Source organism: Candidatus Nitrotoga sp. M5, assembly GCF_927904885.1.
Lineage (GTDB): Bacteria > Pseudomonadota > Gammaproteobacteria > Burkholderiales > Gallionellaceae > Nitrotoga.
In genome coordinates this window covers 17,226-36,340 of the sequence record NZ_CAKMNW010000067.1, presented here as the reverse complement: position 1 = coordinate 36,340, position 19,115 = coordinate 17,226, and the positions used below count along the sequence as shown (strand labels likewise).

Genomic DNA, 19,115 nt, shown 5'->3' with positions numbered 1-19,115 from the left:
ATCCTTTCAAAATTTGAGGCGCGCAATAAATTGCGCCAAAATCAAGCGTTCATATTCAGTAACTGGCTCGCTTGTCTGGAATTTTCGTCAGCGCTCTGCAACACTTTCATCTGCATATCGAATTGCCGTGCCAGTGAAATCATCGTAACCATTCCTTCTACAACATTCACATTGCTGCTTTCCAGATTGCCGGAGGCTATAGTCACCCCTATATCAGCAACGACAGGCTTGTCACCCTTAGTGCGAAACAAGCCATCGTCTCCACGCACCATTTGATCTTCCGGCGGATTTACAAGTTTAATCCGCCCAATTACTTCAACCTGATTAGGTATCTGTCCACGAAGAATGGTTGAAATGGTGCCGTCTTTGGCTACGGTAACTTCGGTATTGGGTGGGATAGTAATAAAACCGGTATCACCTGCCACATTCAAACCGTTGAGTGTCTGCAGAATACCTACGGGTGATATCTGGAAACTACCATTACGCGTATATGCCTCACCGCCATTTTCCAGTTGGACGGCAATCCAGCCTTTACCCAGTACCGCCATATCCAGATTACGCCCAGTTGCCTGCATTGGTCCTTGTGAAAAATCGGCTCCGGTTGTGGAATCCACAACGAAAGCACGTGTAGGCAACCCTTCGCCAACCAGCGGTACTGCGCGAAATGCATTAACGGCAGCGCGATAACCAGGGGTATTAACACTGGCTAAATTTTGCGCCACCGTCGCCTGCTGTTTCAACGTATGCGATGCCCCGCTCATTGCGGTATAAATAAGCCTGTCCATCGTCTTCTCCTCAGTTAACCAATCATCTGGTAACTAATTAGCGCAGATTGGTAATCGTTTGTAGCACTGAATCCTGAGCCTTGATCGTTTGAGCGTTAGCCTGATATACGCGCTGCGCCACAATCAGGTTCACTAATTCGGCGGTCAAATCCACATTGGAGTCTTCCACTGCGCTTGACTGCACCACACCAAAACTTGAGCTGCCTGGTGTTCCTACCAATGGTGGACCAGAGCTTGCAGAGGAACCCCATTCATTGTTGCCCAATGGATGCAAACCCTGCGGATTAGCAAAATTAGCAAGTAAAATCTGCCCCAATGCTTGGGATTGCCCGTTGGTATATCGCCCCAAAATGGTACCGTCTGCACTAGTACTAAAACCACTCAACTGACCGGATGTAAAACCATTTTGAGTCAGCTTATTCACGCCAAAAGTCGCACCAAATTGCGTAGAAGAAAGAAAATTGAATGTCAAAGGTTGAGGTGTAGCCGAGCCTGTCGCATAAACAATGCCGCCAGCAGGTACCGTTACTTCACCCGTCGCTGGTGTAGTTAAAGTACCATTTGAGTTAAAGGTTAAGGTCGGAGATGTCCCTAACAGGGTGTTTGCAGCAGTCGCAGCCGTTCCATCCAGTCCTAGGTCATCTACGGTCATATGGACATCCCAAGAATTTGCAGTCGCATTTTTCACGAAATACTGAGTTGCAATATGGCTATTGCCCAAACTGTCATATATCTCTAATGCGGTAGAGCTATTGAAAGAGGTTGAGTCAGTCGGGTCAAAAACAGCCGTAGTAGGCACTAACAATCGGGAATCCAAATTAACGCCAATTGAAGACGTAGATGTAGGCTGGGGAGTAAGAGACTGCGTAGGGATTTGCAATGGCGCTGAACTTCCGAGTGAAATGGCTCCTGTCAACGGATTAGCCGCGTAACCAGTTAATTTATGACCCTGCACGTTCACAACAAAACCGTTCTTGTCCAATTGAAACTGTCCATTCCGGCTGTAAGTTATTGCGCCATTGTTGTCCATTTGATAAAAGCCTTGGCCGTTAATCGCAATATCCAGCGGATTGTTGGTTGTACTGACATTTCCTTGCCCAAATTGCTGAGCCACTGTCGCTACTTTAGTGCCAATCCCAACAGCCGTATTTGAGCCGCCTACAAGACTGGCGTACACATCCGCAAATTGTGCTTGCGATTGCTTAAAACCAACTGTACTCGCGTTAGCAACGTTATTGCCGATTACGTCCAGACTCTTGGCCGCAGCATTTAATCCGCTTAACCCTTGTTGAAATCCCATATCACTCTCCTTACGTTAGATTATTTGCTTTACTGCAGACATTGAAACGCTACCTGCCTTACCCACATCCAAAGTAGCGCCATTAACGCCTGGAGTTACAGCATTGACCATGCCAAAAGTTAATGCTGTAGCATCAATTTGATTACTATCCAGCTTTGCTTCAACCGAAAATTTGTAGGTTCCATCTACAGCAGGTGTACCCTCATCTGTCTGACCATCCCATGCCAGTGGTATCACACCAGCTTTCTGGGGCCCCATTTGCAATGAACTAACAGTGTTACCCGCAGCATCCTGTATCAGCACCTTTAAGCTGTCAGCGGGCTGAGTCAGTTCTATCCCGCCAATTGCTTTGCCATCGTTCAGAGTAATTGAAGAGCCTGGAATCAAAACTCCACGTCCAATCATGCTGGTTGCTGATAACGACTGCCCAATGGACATATTGTCACTTAAGGCCTGTAACGTGGCATTCAACTTGTCAATACCGGTTACTGTGCTAAGTTGCGCCAGCTGCGATGTCACCTGCGCGTTATCCATGGGATTCAGTGGATCTTGATTTTTCATTTGAGTAACCAACAACTTCAAAAATCTATCCTCTGTATCAGCGTTGTTAGTTTCAGTTTTCCCTGCCGAATTGCTATTAGCATTTAGCGAAGAAATGAGTGCGGCAGTAGGGTTGCTATCTTCAGTTGCGCTAATCATGGCTTATCCTTTCTTTACCGACCTATGGACAGAGTATTAATCAACAAACTTCTAGAGGTATTCATCACCTCCACATTATTTTGATAGGAACGCGAAGATGAAATCATATTCACCATCTCTTCCACCACATTGACATTGGGCATGGTGACATAGCCTTTTTCATTGGCCATAGGATGCTTGGGGTCGTAAAGCACTTGCATTGGTGCAGTACTTTCAACCACACCCGACACCTTCACACCGACACCACCTTCCATTGGCGTAGCGCTAAACATTACTTCCTTGGCACGATAGGGTTGGCCATTTGCACTGGTCGCACTGTCGGCATTGGCCAGATTGCTTGCCACCACATTTAGACGCTGCGACTGCGCCGCCATTGCAGAACCAGAAATATTGAAAATATTAAATAACGACATAATGATTATCCTTGTATCGCGGCTAAGATACTTTTGACTCTACCGTCTGCGAAGTTCACACTGGCTTGATAGCGCAAAGAATTATCAGCAAACTGCGCACGCTCAACATCCATGTCTACCGTGTTCCCGTCCGCGCTAGGCTGCACGACAGTACGATACATTACCGGCACACCCATAACGGCTTTACCTGAGTTCCCGCTTAAATGCTGGGGCGCGGTACCTGCCATCTGCAACTGAGTCGTGTTACCTGAAATTGCACCTTGCAATGCCTTGGCGAAATCAATATCTTTTGCCTTATAATTGGGTGTATCTGCATTAGCGATATTGGAAGCAATGAGTTCCTGACGCGCCGAATGCAGGCCTAGTACGGTTCGACTAAACTGAAATGCATTGTCAATTTTACTGTTCATGATATTTATCTCCTTCATGGCTTTTCTACTTTTTCCATGAAGCACATACTAAACACCAATGCACTATGACTATTGAACGAATAAGCATGAGAAACCACCTTAGTTTCTGCGTTATAAATGCAAAAGTAATTAAAGTCCCTGCAGTTATTTATCAAGAACTAATTGGATTGGAGCATCTACAAAATCAGGCTAATCGTTTCTATATCAATGACATTACTTAGATGCTAAGCACTATGAATGAAGGATGCTTTGCCTTCTCAATACCCATGTGGATCTCGTCTCCTTACCCTTTATCAGTTTTGCTACCTTCCATTTATAAGCGTGGCAAAATAAGTTATGGGAAAAACATCTGAATCCAAACATCAGGATGATCGTGCCAATAGTATTGAATTGTGCTGAGATAAAAAAACGGTTCAAATAGCCAGACAAGAGTGTGTTGTAATGGAAACACACTGGAACATTGACGATGCTCTGACCAAGCATGTCTATAAATCCTGCACTAACGAACGGGTAACCGCATTCCCCATGAAGGGTATTGGGAGCTTTCTCATCTATGGCAAAGGGCAAGAACTCGTAGCTAGTGCGAGTGCCCATTCCACAGATCAGAAAAATTTGAAATATAGAAGCAAAAATAGTATTGCTGCAGCTCTAAGTACCTCTACAGTATTTATCTGTAGTATCAGAATTTACTACGAGTAAACTAGAACTAACCAGCGCCACATTTGCGTCTATAGCGGCCGGAGGGAGCAAGGTGGATCACTGAATGAGAAAGTTTCATTGGTAGGTTTTACCTTGGTGTTCTAGCCACCCAGATGGATGAGATCCATTGGGATCTCGATGCGTCCAATGCAAAACACCGCCTTTTGCATTCCACTCGTACTGACCACTAAACATAATCGAATCGCCTTCACTTAACCCGCTTACTCTGGCGGCAAGATCAATATTGTGTGCGATCAGTATGGTGTGACCATTAGTCAACTTAACTATAAATTTTTGATGCCTGCTACCTTTGATGTCATCAGGCAGTAACTTGAGGACAACACCTTGACCAGAGACCTGTTGTCCACTAATTTGGTTTGCAAAAGCATTCGAAATTACCGCATCAGAACTATTTGGATGCTGGCTCTGCGTAACTGACGCTGCATTGTTAGGCGTAGCATCAGGTTGGCTGCTGAAGTAGGAATACCCTGCAAACAGAATCGCTACAATAAACACTAGATGCTTCATAACATGTGCCTTATGCCGAATAACGTTTATCTGTCGCCCGTCCAAACTGTTTACCCACATTTTTTATTGGCAGCAGATAAATCTCGTTGGACTGAACGTCATGAAGAGCGTACCCATGGGGATTCTAAGGTTTTGCCGCGGGTCGTCAATTTCATGACTTGGGAGCTTCACAAGTAAAAAATAACAGTTCAAGTTACTTGATTAATAACGAATTCACATACATCGTTTATTTCAATCATCAATTCAGTATCCTTGCTTATATATAATGATCAAGTGATTTGACCCGTTATTTATTACAGCGACAATACTTGTGATAGCAAGGTATTCGTCCACAACAAAGGAACGGCTCTATTGCACGATGCTATGCGAGGAATGGCTTTGTGCGGCTACATTTACTGCAGCACTGCCGAAGGAAGGATGGCGCTTCATGAATTGATTAGACACTATTCAAGATACGGCCTGATACAGACAAGCTAGGCTGGCCATCAGGGCCATATAAACCATTGGCGCTATGTGTGGCATTGTGCAGCATTGTTAATGTCTGTTGGTTATGCCGCATTTTTAATTGAATTAATTCACCATTTGTGTGATTCATATTCTGCGCTTGAGTAGCCAGTTGTTGAATTTCGTGCCACGCTGGCAAATTACTTGCAGTGTGGGCTTGCAACCAGACTTCCATACTACCAGGTTCAATTTCAATACCCCGCATTAGCATGCCATTCTTCCGCGCATTCACCAGCTTGCTCAACTCCTGCACCATTTTGGTCTTGTTGTCAGCCAAAGTTTGTATTTGTTCAGTATGTTCGTTGAGTAACGCCACTTGTTCAGTTTCTAGCAGGCGAATGAAAGCCTGTAAAGCAACACTCTCTTCATGCATCTGAGAGATAAATTCTGCCATCTCAGCAGCAGTTGTATCATTAACCATATTACGTCAAGTCTTGTGCGAACTAATCAAAGCCTTCACCGTTTGGATCAGACCATCAGCCACTGCACCGGAATTGACCTGAAAACGACCTTCACTAATGGCCTGCTTAATATCTGCGACTTTAGCTGCGTCCACTAGCGGTGCGTTGGCCATACTGCTTTCCATTTTTTGAAGTTGTGCGGTAGTTGCACCCAGATGTACGTTGGTAGCGGTGGATTGTGCGTTACCTGCAGAGCCAGCGGTGGGCGCTCGTGCTCGTGCTTCTCCCGGCGCCGCAGTAGGCAACGGTTTACTATTTTTTCCGATTTTCATGGTGACCTCTTTTTCCAATGCACATTAAGCTTACCTATCGGTAGCCAAATGCAAAACTTTATAGCGCCCCATTTATACACTATCAAAACTTTCTGCACAATATGTGCTTGCAGGATAAACATGCAAGCATTTTGATGGAGCAAGCCCAGCCATTGGATGCGAATGTTACATAATCTTTAATTTATCGACAGCGAGCTAGGGACTGACATTAACCGCTCCATCCGGCTGAACAATACCACTTACAACTTGACTGGATGATGTTCTTACCTTTACGGTTTGCCCTTCTGCTGCGTTATTTAATGCTTGACCATCAGCGTAAACTTTGAAGCCTTGCTTTTCAACTTGAATTTGTACAGTCTGCCCCTGCTTCACGGCGTAGGGTGCGCGCAACATACTCTGTTTTAACACTTGTCCTGCCCTAACGCTATATTTCAGTACTTTGCCAATGGCTTGCACAGGATCAGTGAGTATATCTGTTTGGATCAGTTCACCTTCCTGATTTCCGATATCTTCTGCGCGTATTACATGCCCCTGTTGCAGTGAGCTATTAACAATGAGCAGGCTAGCTATCACTTTAATATGTACTGACACGAACAGCTTCCAATTTTTCATCTTACTATTACAGCGTATGCCGACAGTACTGTTACCCAGCAACTGCCCGCCAGAAGGACGAAATGCTTCTAACTCTGAGCAAGCTGGGAGCGAGATGCGCCGGTCAATTTCATTAACCTTGACAGAAACTGTCCCCGGCAGGGTACGTGTTTGCTCGTGCACGAAAGCGGTAATGGTTTTGTGTATTTCGGCATGGCTTTGTTGCGGCACTGCCCATGCGGACATTGTGCAAAGTAGTGCACCTAGCAATGTCCATTGCAAAATAGTTTTCATATTTGTATTTGTATTGTTTGCTTACAGTAGATATTAAGGGAGATTTTTGCGTCAATAAATTTGACAGATTTCAACACATAACGTTCGCTATTAAATGATCAACAGGCAATTGCGACATAATTTTGATTATGTGGTATTTAATATACTAAAATAGCTGTCTGAGCAAGCTGTACAGTCGTAATACATTATCAGATTACTCTTGGATCAATTATTATGCCTTTATCAACCAGCCCTCCCCCGCAACAATGTCGTTGGCAAAATTTCAATACAACCGCCGAATTAGAGCAGGCTGCAACACAAGCAATATTGCAGACGGCACTGCAGGCCATTAGCCTACGCGGAACATTCCATATCGTGCTGGCAGGCGGCACAACGCCGCGCCGTGTATATGAGTTGCTGCGCAAAGCCGATGCAGACTGGGCTGCCTGGCATGTTTATTTCGGAGATGAGCGATGTCTGCCAGCTGACCATGTAGAACGCAACAGCTCGATGGCCGCGAATGCGTGGCTGAACCATGTCGCCATCCCGCTTACCCATATCCATAATATTCCCGCAGAACAAGGTGCTCAAATGGCTGCCAGCGCTTATGTGCAGACACTGGCAAGCATTGAGTTATTTGATTTGGTTTTACTGGGATTGGGAGAAGATGGGCACACCGCCAGCCTGTTTCCAGGTTACGAGCTGGGTAACACGGCCACTGATCCAACTGTTATCGCAGTGGAGAATGCGCCGAAATATCCACCACAGCGGGTATCGCTTAGCGCACATCGCCTGAGTGCTGCACGTAAAGTTATGTTTATGGTGAGCGGTGATACGAAGCAGCAGGCAGTAAAAGATTGGCGCAATGGTATCGCTATTCCTGCTGCAGCCATAAGTCCGAAAAATGGTATAGATGTATATCTTGAAACGGCACTCTTAGTGTGAGTTGCCTATCCGGCATTTAAGCACTGACACGCCTGAATCAATATATTATTCCACACAAATTAATCACAACATATTGATTATTAATTAATATAGTTTTTAAGAACGTGTTGACCCTGTAATTTTAAACATCTCGAAGTTGGTTGCGAGTATGACTTGTGCTACAGACGTAGTATGATGCTTCACGAGCAAAGCAAGTACCGCTCGCAAACGGTACTAAGTCGAATTAGCTATTTTTCCACGTACAGTATGAAATGTTTATGAATTATCATGACTGCATCTCGTTACCCGGTTTTATGGTCAATTTAATGCTCATCTCACTTTGAGAAAGTGGCCATTGCAGGGTTAGCATTACAGCCTGCATAATCTTTTCGAATCCGGCTTCGGATTGCGAAACTGTAAAATATGGCATGCCATGTAACTGGATCGGGTAATTGTTATTCAGCACTAAATTTCCACCTAATATACCGTCATCCAGCACTAAGCCATCCAAATCGGTCAATTCGAGCACACTTCCAAAACCGCTGAGAATTTTTTCATTTTGGATATAGCGTCCGGAATAACCATCACAACTCGGCATCGCCAGTGCTACACGAGTGAGGAAACTTCCTTGTAATGCGCTAGCAAAAGTGTAACTAACGCATAAACAATTAGCGTTAAGCCTAATGTGTTTTTTTATAACCTTGCCATCAAGCTCGGTGCGAAATACCATTTCTTCGTTGTTCGTTTTGACCAGTTCATAAGCAAGCTCAACTTCTTCACCATTCTGACGTAAGTAATCACGAAATATGGTCAGTGCATGGCTATCTGCCATCAAATTTTCCGCAGTAATTTCATGCTTGAAAGCCACGCGATCATGCGCTGAAACGATACCACTACCATTATGCGGCTGCATAGCATGGCTGGATTCAATTTTGCGGAAATAATGCTCTGATTGGCGGCGCAGGGTATCGCCAAAGTTGTGATGCAATTGATACGCATCGAGTTCGGATATGCTGGCGCTGCCGTCAAGTTTCACAATAGCTTGCAACATTGCGTTATGCAGGAAAATTTCATCGTGACCGTCACTGTCGGCATCGGTGCAAATACAAGCTGCACGTGGGAGGATTTGATCTAGTAAAAATTCCAGCTTGACGATGGCACCGTATACCGCACGACGCAGGTGTGGCAGATACAACCCGCCAAACAAGCCATGCCAGTATGCGTCGTTGGCTTGTGCAATATAGAGTTGATCAAGCAGCTCAAGTGAGCGCTTCTCTTCCGGCAATGCATGCAAACGCTCAGATAATCCCAACATGCGCTTGTGCATCCAATTTGACTCGGGATAACGGGTGAAAAAATTCTTCCAGATGCCACCGCGCAGAAATGCCTTACGCTCTTCGTAATGACCACCCGATTTTTCTGTATTAACCAAATCGGCATAAGTATGGGCCGCAGCCATCGGCAAAGTCCACTCGTTCATTTCGATGTAAGAGGTGGTGGGCAGATATACAATGCCGCGCGTTTTTTCACCTGCGTGATAGTCGTAATAGGTCTGTGAGGCAATTTTCGATGAAGCTAGCACCCCACGAATAAAATTTTCCAGCCAGCCCTGTTCATAAACCCACTGGTAAGTTTCCGGCCAGATACCAAATTTTTCGATATCGTCGAAATACACGGCTGATGCTTGCTGGTCGTTACGCGTCAGGCTTTCCAAATACGCGACTACTTCATGCGCCGGAGAAAACGGCATGCGATAGCGTAACGCCTCAGAGATCGGAAATAAATCAAGTTTGCGACCGTCCTCTTCTGTGGTGAAATAGCCATTCAATTCTTCAGTGCGCTTGCCACTACACAAGAAGTGATAGTCATCTACTGTGACGTATTCAATTTTGGAATCTGATAAGGCAGGTACTACTGTTGCCTCCCACACACGTTCGGTTAACCATGCACCTTGTGCCCTTGTGCCCATTCTGGCTTCCAGTTTGTCAGATAACCTGACAATCTGTCCGATGCGATCGCGGTTGGGAATGACCGCGAGAACCGGTTCGGTATCTCCGCCACCAAACATCTCGACCTGACCCCGTTTTACCATTTCAGTAAGTAAAGCCATATCTTGCGGATATTTATTAAATAGGTAGTCGAGTAACCAGCCGCTGAAATGTACGGCAAAACGAAAATCAGGATAGCGATGTAATATATGCAGAAAGGGCTTATAGCAACGTTGATGCGCGTCGTCCACCACTTCAGGGAAATTGCCCACCGGCTGGTGAGCATGAACGCCAAAAAGTAAGGAGACTGTTTCGCCTGTTTTCATTTTCGGATCCTATGTTAGTTGCAATCAGGCTGATACCTGTAGGAACCAAAAATACTTGATATTCAATGGCCCTCACATCACCCATTACAAAATTGATGCACTACAACCAATCTTAATTGATAAAACTTTATAGATATCAGTTATATTGAAATGAGCCACAAATAGAGATTCTAAATCGGTAGTCGGTCAATGTTTTTTGTGCGGCGGATCCAAGTTCGACGTACAACTACTCATGTGAACTAGTCTCAATCTGATCTGATATCGAGCTTATCGGCACTAGTAGCGTTACCTTTAGCACTGTTTTAAGCTTTTACAGTGTGTTGAATTGCCAAACAAATGCAATCACAATATCAAGATCCACGACGCATCGTGCCACCTGATTCAGGTAAACCACCACCTTGGCTGATTGGAGAATTCAAGATGACTGGGACAGGTAATTTTAAGTAACCATATAACTGCATTAGATTACTACGATAAAGGCGATCAAAACTCTCCACTGCATGAGCAGGATTGTAATCACCAAACCACCAGAACCAGTCGGAACTTTCGCACGAAGCTAATTGTTTTTCTGCAACCAAGCACTCTGCCTCGTTCAAGCGGGCGCTTGCCATCACCAAGTCATAACTTTGTTTCGCTATACACAACAAATCCCAAGCGCGGTTTTTATCGGGCGAGCCAATCCAAGTCGAGAAATTACCGTACACCCAACTACCGGCAACAAGGTGCGGCAGCTCCCTTTCCTTCGCAAGCTGGTGGTTTGCTTCAACAGCATCAAGCCGATCCAGATATTCGCTATAGGTCGTGGTACTAATTGTAGAATGCACTTGTAACTCAGAATATAAATCAGCAAAGAAATGATAGCCATTATAGGGATAATATTCCCAAGCATTTTCACCATCCAGGATAACGCTAACCACTGGCACTTCCCCCTCAGGCGCCTGTTGTGCGATCGATTCCAACTGGGAAACAAAATGCAGTGCGGCATCTTTGCCATTCCAACTCGAATATTCAAAACCGATCAGATCTGATAGGTGATCATCTCGAAAAAAACAGCGCACTCCACTTGCAACGCCTTGCAAATGATAGGGGCGATAAAGATATTGGGCACGCTCAGGCAATTTATGCTCTGCGGTGCGCAAGCTGTTTGCCAATACACCTTCTCCAGTCGCCGTCCATCGGTATCCTTGCTCCGCCAATACTTCCAGCAAAGCGGTTGAAACAGCGCCTTCCGCTGGCCAGATGCCATTTGGAGTAGAGCCAAAGCGTGCATGGTGGCTTTGTTTGGCGGAAATAAGATGTGCTTGGACGCGTGATTTTCCCCCAGGATAGCATTTAGATTGCGGCAGGCTGATTTCCGGTAAGCTTTCTGTTGCACTATTGAGGTCCAGCAATAACGGTGCAAGCGGATGATAGTGAGGTGTCGTGGAAAGTTCAATTTGACCGCTTTCAGCCAATTTTCGATAGCGCGGAATAATGCCGCCAATGACTTGTCCGATTAGATCAAATAACAACTTGCGATCGGCATAATTAAAACCTTCGTTCTTACCCATTAGGCGAATGACCAAGTCGTGTTCGCGCCGTACACTTTCTCCACACCACGCCAAGTGATACCAAGTCAGCAAGTCGGAGAAGTATTGTCCAGACAGATAGTCAAGCTCTATATCGCCGCCGGGTTCAAGCATTTTGTATAAATCAGACAGGCGCTTGTAAGCATGATACGGCTCAACCATGCTATAGTGATTGCTGCGGAAACAACTTGTTAAAGCCAAATCGCGCTCTGCCTTGTTCAAATCACTGAGATTCTCGCGAGCCAGCAGTCGCAACAACGGATCGCGTATCTGGCCGGTGGCAAACTGCTGTTCGTAATCTTCAAGTTGATCCAGCAAAACAGGCACGAAATTTACTGTTCCCTTCACCTGAGGATGTTGCTCCAAGTGAAAAGCCATATCGGCGTAATCTTTGATTGCATGCAGATAAACCCATGGCAACAAGAAGTCGCCACTGGCATAATCGCGATAATCTGGCTGATGCATATGCCAGAGAAAAATTAAATCGAGGGGCCTGGACATTATTACTCCATTTATTTAAATCTTGGCAGACCTGAATTTAACGCACGCGGTGCAATTCCTGGCCCAACATGTCAGATGTAATCAGAGTAATACCGTTATCACTTACAAAAAAACGTCTCTCATCTTCTTCACGGTTAAACCCGGCGGTCATGCCCTCTGGAATCACGCAACCTTTGTCCACTACTACTCGCTTAAGCTTTACATTGCGTGAAACTTTTACGTTGGGCAAAATTACTGAGTCTTCGACATTACTGTAACTATGTACGTGCACGTTAGAAAATAGCAGCGAATTACGTACGAGAGCGCCGCTTATGATGCAGCCTCCTGATACTAAAGAATCCACAGCCATGCCACGGCGAGCAGTTTCATCGAAGACAAATTTGGCCGGTGGCAATTGTTCCTGATACGTCCAAATTGGCCATTCCCGATCATACATATTTAGGGCGGGGGTGACTTTGGTAAGTTCCATGTTAGCTTCCCAGTAAGCATCTACAGTTCCCACATCTCGCCAATAGGGTACTTCGCCATTCAGATGTACGCAGCTATTTTCAAAGCTATGCGCAAACACGCGGTAGTTCTCGGACAACAGATACGGGATAATGTCCTTACCAAAATCATGGTTGGAGTCCTTGTCTTCTGCGTCCCGAATCAGTTGCTCGTACAGAAAGCGAGTGTTAAACACATACACACCCATACTAGCCAATACTAGATCAGGGTTGCCAGGGGTCGGAGTTGGATGGTCGGGCTTCTCGTTAAAACTTAACACTCGTAACTCTTTATCCACGCCCATAACGCCGAAAGCACTAGCATCGCTGATTGGCACCTCGACACACGCAACAGTTATGTCGGCCTGCCTTTCTACATGGGCGGCAATGAGCTTGCCGTAGTCCATCTTGTAAACGTGATCGCCCGCCAATATCAGCACGTGGTCTGGATTAGTATCACTCATGATATCCATATTTTGGAATACCGCATCGGCCGTGCCCCGATACCACATTTCCTCTATTCTTTGCTGTGCCGGCAGCACATCAACGAATTCACCAAACTGGCCATTCAGAAAACTCCAGCCGCGCTGAATATGCTGAATAAGGCTATGTGATTTGTATTGCGTCGCCACACCTATCCGCCTGATTCCAGAATTCACACAATTTGACAACACAAAATCGATGATTCGAAATTTCCCACCAAATGGCACTGCAGGTTTTGCTCGCCAGTCTGTTAGTTGATGCAGGCGAGTCCCACGCCCTCCAGCCAAAATCATGGCATAAGTACTTTTAGTTAACGCACTTACAAAACGCAATTTTTCAGATGACGACATAATTACCTCCATAGTCATTGATTTAGAATCATGTTCATAACTGTATCAGATTGTAAGTATAGACGCGCCTTAATTATGGTTATAATCACCTCACTATGATATTAGACCTTCACCTCAAACTTGATCCGCGTGCTGAATTGCTGATTCAAGAGCGACTGCATAATCCCTTCGCTTATCTTGGTCCACACCACGAAAATGGAAGGTATGTAGTGCGGGTATTCAATCCTCACGCCAGTGAAGTTTGGCTGAAAACTCAACATGGCAGCGAGGCGCTAATACGCCTTCATTCAGATGGTTTATTCGAATGGCATGGCAGTAAAGAACCACGCCATCCCTATATCCTGCGCATTAAGGAAAATAGACCAGGGCCCAACTACGGCGTGGAGAGCTTGGTGCATGATTGTTATGCTTTTGCACCACAAATTTCCGATTTCGATTTGCACCTTTTTAACGAAGGAAAGTTACATCAAGCCTATCGATTACTGGGCTCCCATGCAACACAAATTGACGGCATCCCCGGTGTGCGTTTTGCTGTGTGGGCACCCAATGCCGAGCGGATTAGCGTGATAGGCGAATTTAACAGTTGGGATGGACGGGTTCATCCCATGGCTGCGCATGGTTCCAGCGGCGTATGGGAGTTATTTATCCCAGAGATTAAACAAGGCTTGCTATACAAATTCGAGATCCGCAACCACGCCGGCAGCTTGTTTGTCAAAACCGACCCCTACGCCAACGCATTTGAATTGAGGCCTGGTACTGCTGCTCGCACTGCCTCTGCTATCCATCACACATGGCAAGATGAAGAATGGATGGAGCAGCGCAGTAACTGGGACTGGTTGCACGCCCCCCTTAACATCTATGAAGTTCATGCGGGATCATGGAAACGTCATCCTGACGGGCGCTTTTATACCTATCGCGAACTTGCTGATAACCTTGTTCCCTATCTCAAAGATATGGGTTATACCCATGTTGAGCTCATGCCAATTTCTGAACACCCGCTTGACGAATCATGGGGTTATCAAGCAACAGGCTATTTCGCTGCGACCAGTCGTTTCGGATCCCCTGATGATTTATGCCACTTCATAGACAGTTGCCATCAAGCGGGAATTGGCGTGCTGCTCGATTGGGTGCCAGCACATTTCCCTCAGGACGCGTTTGCGCTGGCGTATTTTGATGGCACAGCGCTTTACGAGCACGAAGACCCGCGCCTTGGCTTGCATCAGGACTGGGGCACGCACATTTTTAACTATGGCCGTAACGAGGTGAAAAGCTTTTTGTTGTCGAGTGCGCATTACTGGTTGTCTCAATTTCATTTCGATGGCCTGCGCGTGGATGCGGTAGCTTCCATGCTGTATCTTGATTATTCACGTAAATCAGGCGAATGGCTGCCTAACAAACATGGTGGCCGAGAGAATCTCGAAGCCATAGAATTCCTGCGTGAACTTAACATCATGGTACATGAAGTATTCCCGGGTGCATTGACGCTAGCCGAGGAATCCACTTCATGGCCGGGAATTTCGCGCCCAGTGTATCTTAGCGGACTCGGCTTTTCCATGAAGTGGAACATGGGCTGGATGAATGACACACTTAGCTTTATGCTGCTAGATCCAATTTACCGCTGCTACAACCATAATCAACTGACATTTAGTCAGCTTTATACTTATAGCGAAAATTTCATGCTGCCGTTTTCACATGATGAGGTAGTACATGGCAAGGGTTCGCTACTCGACAAAATGCCCGGCGATAGCTGGCAGAAGTTTGCCAATCTACGCTTATTACTCACTTTTCAAATGACGAGTCCAGGCAAAAAGCTTAACTTTATGGGCAATGAATTTGGCCAAGGACGTGAATGGAGATCGAGTTGGGAGCTCGAATGGTGGCAACTAAGCTTGGAGCCACATCAAGGCATACAAAACATAGCACGCGATTTGAATCATCTATACCGTAACTTGCCGGCTTTATATGAACAGGATTTTGACCAAGGTGGCTTTTCCTGGATTGATTGTCAGGACGCCGAACGTTCGCTTCTTTCTTTCTTGCGCCATGGTCGAAATGGCGAGACAGTTGTGATTGCCTTTAATTTCACGCCAGTCCCAAGGCACAGCTACCGCATCGGCGTTCCGTTCAATTGCATATATCGGGAATTTTTCAATAGCGATTCACACTATTATGGTGGCGGAAATCTCGGAAACTCTTGTGAAATTCAAGCTGAGTTATTACCTTGGATGGGGCAACCTTATTCCCTTGAAATAGTTTTACCCCCGCTCGCAGGCATTATGCTAACGCCGGTAAAAACATAAAACCCAAAATACATACACCTTCTCGCCTTTTATCGGCCTTTGTAATTTATTGAAATAAATGCATGATTCATAATCTTTGAAAAAATCATGCAGAAAACTGGCAATAAAATATATATTTAACAACAATATTTAAGATAACCCATGTCGACTCTAGTCCATTCGCCAGCTTGGCAAGCTTTAACAGCTCATCAAACAGAAATAAGCCAGCGGACCATGCGCGAAATGTTTTGCGATGACCCGAAGCGTTTCGATAAATTCTCATTGCAATTAGATGGTTTATTACTGGATTATTCGAAAAATCTCCTTACCGAGGAAACGCTCGAACTGTTGCTGAACCTTGCACGTCAATCAAATCTAGATGATTGGATTGCTCGCATGTTTAATGGCGACAAGATCAATACTAGCGAACAGCGTGCAGTATTGCACACTGCATTGCGCGCGCCACGAAACACTTCGGTGTATGTAGACGGCAAAGATGTTGTGCCGGACGTGCATCGCGTGTTGGATCAAATCCGCGTTTTCTCTGAAGCGGTGCGTAATGGTACGTTGTGTGGGCATACCGGGAAATCGTTTCGAGACGTGGTAAATATCGGCATCGGTGGTTCGGCCTTAGGGCCGCTTATGGTCAGCGAGGCGCTCAAATCTTACGGAAGCGCGAAATTGAACGTGCATTTCGTTTCTAATGTGGATGCTACGGACCTGACAGAAATATTGAAATGTCTTGATCCAGAGACCACTCTTTTTATAATTAGCTCAAAAACATTTACCACGCTAGAAACACTTACCAATGCCCAGTCCGCGCGCGATTGGTTAGTTAACCTTCTGGGCACTAACGAGAGTGTCGGCAAGCATTTCGTTGCAATCTCGACCAACATCGCTGCAACATCCAAATTTGGTATTAATCCAGATAATGTGTTCGAATTTTGGGATTGGGTTGGCGGCCGTTACTCATTATGGTCGGCTATCGGTTTGCCCATTGCGCTTTATATTGGTATAAATAATTTTGAACGCCTGCTAGCGGGTGCTCATGCCATGGACGAGCACTTTCGTGAAACGCCACTGGAACAAAATATACCGGCAATACTGGGGATGCTCGGCGTCTGGTACGCCAATTTCTTTGGTACAACTTCGTATGCCATTCTGCCCTACGATCAATATCTGCAACACCTTCCTGCTTATCTGCAACAGCTCGAAATGGAAAGCAATGGTAAGTGCGTAGACCACAATGGGCAGGTAGTGGACTACGACACAGGCATGGTAATTTGGGGTGAACCCGGCACTAACGGCCAACACTCCTTCTATCAACTTATACACCAAGGCACGCACATGGTGCCTGCAGATTTCCTCGCACCTATTAACAGCCACAACCCGTTAGGCGAACACCACGCCATATTGCTGGCAAATTGCTTTGCGCAGACTGAGGCTCTAATGCTAGGTAAAACTTCAGCAGAGGCACGTACTGAACTTGAACAGCAAGGCTTAAGTGGTGCATCACTGGAAACATTGTTGCCATACAAAGTATTCCCGGGTAACCGCCCAACTAACACTTTGCTATTTGATCAGCTGGATCCATACACGTTGGGCATGCTGGTAGCTCTTTACGAACATAAAGTGTTTGTGCAAAGCGTGGTCTGGGATACCAATGCTTTTGACCAGTGGGGCGTCGAATTCGGCAAACAACTTGCCAGTAAATTGCTGCCTGAACTTCAAAGAAAAGAACGTGTTTTTGTGCATGACTCTTCAACTAATGGCTTGATTAATCACTTTCTCGCACGTCGAATTTAAAAATTAAAGTGTGGGATTTAACAGCTATTAATTAAGTCATGCTCAAAAAAATTAAAGTGAGTGACGTCCGCGTAGGCATGTATATCCAAGAAATCTGTAGTAAGTGGATAGATCATCCTTTTTGGAAAAAATCGTTCAAACTTATCGAAAACAAAGATTTAAATACTCTCAGAAACTGTGGAGTGAAAGAAGTATGGATAGACACTGATCTGGGTTTGGATGTAGTTGCCAATATGGCAACTCTTTCACCAGAAGAGGACGAAGAAGAACTTAAAGGTGAGGATGAGAGTGAACTGAAGAAGGTCATGCGATGCGCACCAGAAGCTGAAACTGAAACGTGTGTGTCTTTGCAAATTGAGTTAGTTACAGCTAAAAAAGTACTCACCGAAGCTAAGGAAACGGTTGTTTCCTTATTCAATGAGGTACGTTTGGGTAATGCAATCAAACTTGATGATGTGGCATCACTGACAAACGAAATAAACAAATCGGTAATACGCAATTCCTCTGCATTAATCAGTTTGACCAGACTCAAAAATGCAGACGACTATACCTATTTACATTCAATCGCCGTTTGCGCTCTGATGATTGCACTGGGGCGGCAACTAGGTCTTGAACGCGAGGTGTTAAAGCAAGCTGGCATTGCCGGATTACTGCATGATATTGGGAAGATTTTTATCCCTCCCAAGGTGCTCAACAAGCCAGGGAAATTAACGGATGAAGAGTTCAATATAGTCAAGACGCATCCGCTTAAAGGTTGGGAATTCCTCAAAAAATCTGATGGAATATGCGATGTGACGCTAGATGTCTGTCGACATCATCACGAGCGCGTAGACGGCACGGGCTATCCAGACAAGTTATCCGGTGAGGCTTTAACATTATTTGCGCGTATGGGTGCGATATGTGACATATATGATGCAATCACTTCAAATCGCTGCTATAAAAAAGGATGGGATCCTGCAGAATCCATTCGCAAGATGGCAGAATGGCAGAGTGGCCATTTAGACGAAGTCATCTTCCATGCTTTCGTTAAAACGGTCGGCATTTATCCAATCGGCACCTTGCTGAAGCTCAAATCCGGGCGTCTGGGCGTAGTGACTGACCAATCGAAGAGCAGTTTGACCACGCCCTTAGTGAAAGTGTTCTACTCAACCCATTCTAACGAGCATATCCTGCAGGAAGTAATCGACCTGTCGAAATCGAAAGACAGTATTATTAACTTGGAAAACCCACTGCAATGGGGATTCGATTTAAACGAAATGATTGGTGTTTAGCGCCAGAGATTTATCAATACAACATACTAATTTGGCTGCAATTGAAAGAAAGCCTTTAAGAATTCAATTCTTGCTGGCAGCCGTTTTGCGGCATGGCTGAATACTTATATATAACTTAATATGTATCAGCGATACATAAAAAACTTGAAATGGGGCGCTTGCAACATAACGTTGTACATTCGCGCAAATCTATGTGGTT

Annotated in this window: 16 protein-coding genes; 4 read left to right on the top strand and 12 right to left on the bottom strand. The window is 45.3% G+C overall.

From position 1 onward, the window contains the following. Positions 1 to 41: 41 nt before the first annotated feature. The 9 genes from MJ770_RS12445 to flgA all read right to left on the bottom strand — a co-directional run bounded on the left by MJ770_RS12445 (position 42) and on the right by flgA (position 6,956). Entirely contained in the window at positions 42 to 785 is a 744-nt protein-coding gene (locus MJ770_RS12445) for a flagellar basal body rod protein FlgF (protein WP_239254881.1), read from the bottom strand. A gap of 37 nt (positions 786 to 822) precedes the next feature. Further along, the gene (flgE, locus tag MJ770_RS12440; RefSeq protein ID WP_239254879.1) at positions 823 to 2,085 is read right to left on the bottom strand and encodes a flagellar hook protein FlgE; all 1,263 of its coding nucleotides are present in this window, start codon (positions 2,083 to 2,085) and stop codon (positions 823 to 825) included. 15 nt (positions 2,086 to 2,100) lie between these two features. Continuing rightward, complete coding sequence (locus tag MJ770_RS12435; protein ID WP_239254877.1) at positions 2,101 to 2,784, bottom strand: flagellar hook assembly protein FlgD; 684 nt, start codon at positions 2,782 to 2,784, stop codon at positions 2,101 to 2,103. 14 nt (positions 2,785 to 2,798) lie between these two features. Beyond that, entirely contained in the window at positions 2,799 to 3,197 is a 399-nt protein-coding gene (gene flgC / locus MJ770_RS12430) for a flagellar basal body rod protein FlgC (RefSeq protein ID WP_239254876.1), read from the bottom strand. 5 nt (positions 3,198 to 3,202) lie between these two features. Next, positions 3,203 to 3,607 carry a flagellar basal body rod protein FlgB gene (gene flgB, locus MJ770_RS12425; protein WP_239254875.1) on the bottom strand — a complete coding sequence of 135 codons (405 nt, stop codon included), beginning with the start codon at positions 3,605 to 3,607 and terminating at the stop codon, positions 3,203 to 3,205. A gap of 774 nt (positions 3,608 to 4,381) precedes the next feature. After that, positions 4,382 to 4,834: a DUF3465 domain-containing protein gene (locus tag MJ770_RS12420; RefSeq protein ID WP_239254874.1), complete on the bottom strand. Its 453-nt coding sequence runs from the start codon at positions 4,832 to 4,834 to the stop codon at positions 4,382 to 4,384. Positions 4,835 to 5,270: 436 nt separating this feature from the next. Next, positions 5,271 to 5,759: a flagella synthesis protein FlgN gene (locus MJ770_RS12415; protein ID WP_239254873.1), complete on the bottom strand. Its 489-nt coding sequence runs from the start codon at positions 5,757 to 5,759 to the stop codon at positions 5,271 to 5,273. A gap of 6 nt (positions 5,760 to 5,765) precedes the next feature. Further along, on the bottom strand, positions 5,766 to 6,071 hold the full coding sequence (gene flgM / locus MJ770_RS12410; RefSeq protein ID WP_239254872.1) for a flagellar biosynthesis anti-sigma factor FlgM: 306 nt from the start codon (positions 6,069 to 6,071) through the stop codon (positions 5,766 to 5,768). Between the two features lie 195 nt (positions 6,072 to 6,266). After that, positions 6,267 to 6,956 carry a flagellar basal body P-ring formation chaperone FlgA gene (gene flgA / locus MJ770_RS12405; protein ID WP_239254856.1) on the bottom strand — a complete coding sequence of 230 codons (690 nt, stop codon included), beginning with the start codon at positions 6,954 to 6,956 and terminating at the stop codon, positions 6,267 to 6,269. 213 nt (positions 6,957 to 7,169) lie between these two features. On the opposite strand from flgA, the gene pgl reads away from it, so the two are divergent. Further along, positions 7,170 to 7,880, top strand: a complete 711-nt coding sequence (gene pgl, locus MJ770_RS12400; protein ID WP_239254854.1) for a 6-phosphogluconolactonase — start codon at positions 7,170 to 7,172, stop codon at positions 7,878 to 7,880. A 265-nt stretch (positions 7,881 to 8,145) separates the two neighbouring features. Here pgl and MJ770_RS12395 read toward each other — a convergent pair whose 3' ends face one another. From MJ770_RS12395 to glgC, 3 genes are all read right to left on the bottom strand, one after another. Next, positions 8,146 to 10,173 carry an alpha-amylase/4-alpha-glucanotransferase domain-containing protein gene (locus MJ770_RS12395; protein WP_239254844.1) on the bottom strand — a complete coding sequence of 676 codons (2,028 nt, stop codon included), beginning with the start codon at positions 10,171 to 10,173 and terminating at the stop codon, positions 8,146 to 8,148. A 350-nt stretch (positions 10,174 to 10,523) separates the two neighbouring features. Next, a complete protein-coding gene (locus MJ770_RS12390; RefSeq protein WP_239254839.1) occupies positions 10,524 to 12,242 on the bottom strand; it encodes a glycoside hydrolase family 57 protein in 1,719 nt (572 codons plus the stop codon). Positions 12,243 to 12,279: 37 nt separating this feature from the next. Then, the gene (gene glgC, locus MJ770_RS12385) at positions 12,280 to 13,560 is read right to left on the bottom strand and encodes a glucose-1-phosphate adenylyltransferase (protein WP_239254838.1); all 1,281 of its coding nucleotides are present in this window, start codon (positions 13,558 to 13,560) and stop codon (positions 12,280 to 12,282) included. Positions 13,561 to 13,655: 95 nt separating this feature from the next. Here glgC and glgB point away from each other — a divergent pair, with 95 nt between their 5' ends. The 3 genes from glgB (at position 13,656) to MJ770_RS12370 (ending at position 18,916) form a co-directional block, all read left to right on the top strand. Then, positions 13,656 to 15,860: a 1,4-alpha-glucan branching protein GlgB gene (gene glgB / locus MJ770_RS12380; RefSeq protein ID WP_239254837.1), complete on the top strand. Its 2,205-nt coding sequence runs from the start codon at positions 13,656 to 13,658 to the stop codon at positions 15,858 to 15,860. Positions 15,861 to 16,001: 141 nt separating this feature from the next. Beyond that, positions 16,002 to 17,645, top strand: a complete 1,644-nt coding sequence (gene pgi / locus MJ770_RS12375; RefSeq protein ID WP_239254832.1) for a glucose-6-phosphate isomerase — start codon at positions 16,002 to 16,004, stop codon at positions 17,643 to 17,645. A gap of 38 nt (positions 17,646 to 17,683) precedes the next feature. After that, positions 17,684 to 18,916, top strand: coding sequence for an HD-GYP domain-containing protein (locus tag MJ770_RS12370; RefSeq protein ID WP_239254831.1), 1,233 nt, complete (start codon positions 17,684 to 17,686; stop codon positions 18,914 to 18,916). Positions 18,917 to 19,115 lie beyond the last annotated feature (199 nt).

Excerpts from the sequence above, each read along its gene's own strand:
- glgC (WP_239254838.1), bottom strand. The coding sequence starts at position 13,560 with ATGTCGTCATCTGAAAAATTGCGTTTTGTAAGTGCGTTAACTAAAAGT.
- glgB (WP_239254837.1), top strand. The coding sequence starts at position 13,656 with ATGATATTAGACCTTCACCTCAAACTTGATCCGCGTGCTGAATTGCTG.
- MJ770_RS12395 (WP_239254844.1), bottom strand. The coding sequence starts at position 10,173 with ATGAAAACAGGCGAAACAGTCTCCTTACTTTTTGGCGTTCATGCTCAC.
- pgl (WP_239254854.1), top strand. The coding sequence starts at position 7,170 with ATGCCTTTATCAACCAGCCCTCCCCCGCAACAATGTCGTTGGCAAAAT.
- MJ770_RS12415 (WP_239254873.1), bottom strand. The coding sequence starts at position 5,759 with ATGGTTAATGATACAACTGCTGCTGAGATGGCAGAATTTATCTCTCAG.
- flgE (WP_239254879.1), bottom strand. The coding sequence starts at position 2,085 with ATGGGATTTCAACAAGGGTTAAGCGGATTAAATGCTGCGGCCAAGAGT.
- MJ770_RS12435 (WP_239254877.1), bottom strand. The coding sequence starts at position 2,784 with ATGATTAGCGCAACTGAAGATAGCAACCCTACTGCCGCACTCATTTCT.
- MJ770_RS12420 (WP_239254874.1), bottom strand. The coding sequence starts at position 4,834 with ATGAAGCATCTAGTGTTTATTGTAGCGATTCTGTTTGCAGGGTATTCC.
- MJ770_RS12390 (WP_239254839.1), bottom strand. The coding sequence starts at position 12,242 with ATGTCCAGGCCCCTCGATTTAATTTTTCTCTGGCATATGCATCAGCCA.
- flgB (WP_239254875.1), bottom strand. The coding sequence starts at position 3,607 with ATGAACAGTAAAATTGACAATGCATTTCAGTTTAGTCGAACCGTACTA.
- flgC (WP_239254876.1), bottom strand. The coding sequence starts at position 3,197 with ATGTCGTTATTTAATATTTTCAATATTTCTGGTTCTGCAATGGCGGCG.
- MJ770_RS12445 (WP_239254881.1), bottom strand. The coding sequence starts at position 785 with ATGGACAGGCTTATTTATACCGCAATGAGCGGGGCATCGCATACGTTG.
- flgA (WP_239254856.1), bottom strand. The coding sequence starts at position 6,956 with ATGAAAACTATTTTGCAATGGACATTGCTAGGTGCACTACTTTGCACA.
- pgi (WP_239254832.1), top strand. The coding sequence starts at position 16,002 with ATGTCGACTCTAGTCCATTCGCCAGCTTGGCAAGCTTTAACAGCTCAT.
- MJ770_RS12370 (WP_239254831.1), top strand. The coding sequence starts at position 17,684 with ATGCTCAAAAAAATTAAAGTGAGTGACGTCCGCGTAGGCATGTATATC.
- flgM (WP_239254872.1), bottom strand. The coding sequence starts at position 6,071 with ATGAAAATCGGAAAAAATAGTAAACCGTTGCCTACTGCGGCGCCGGGA.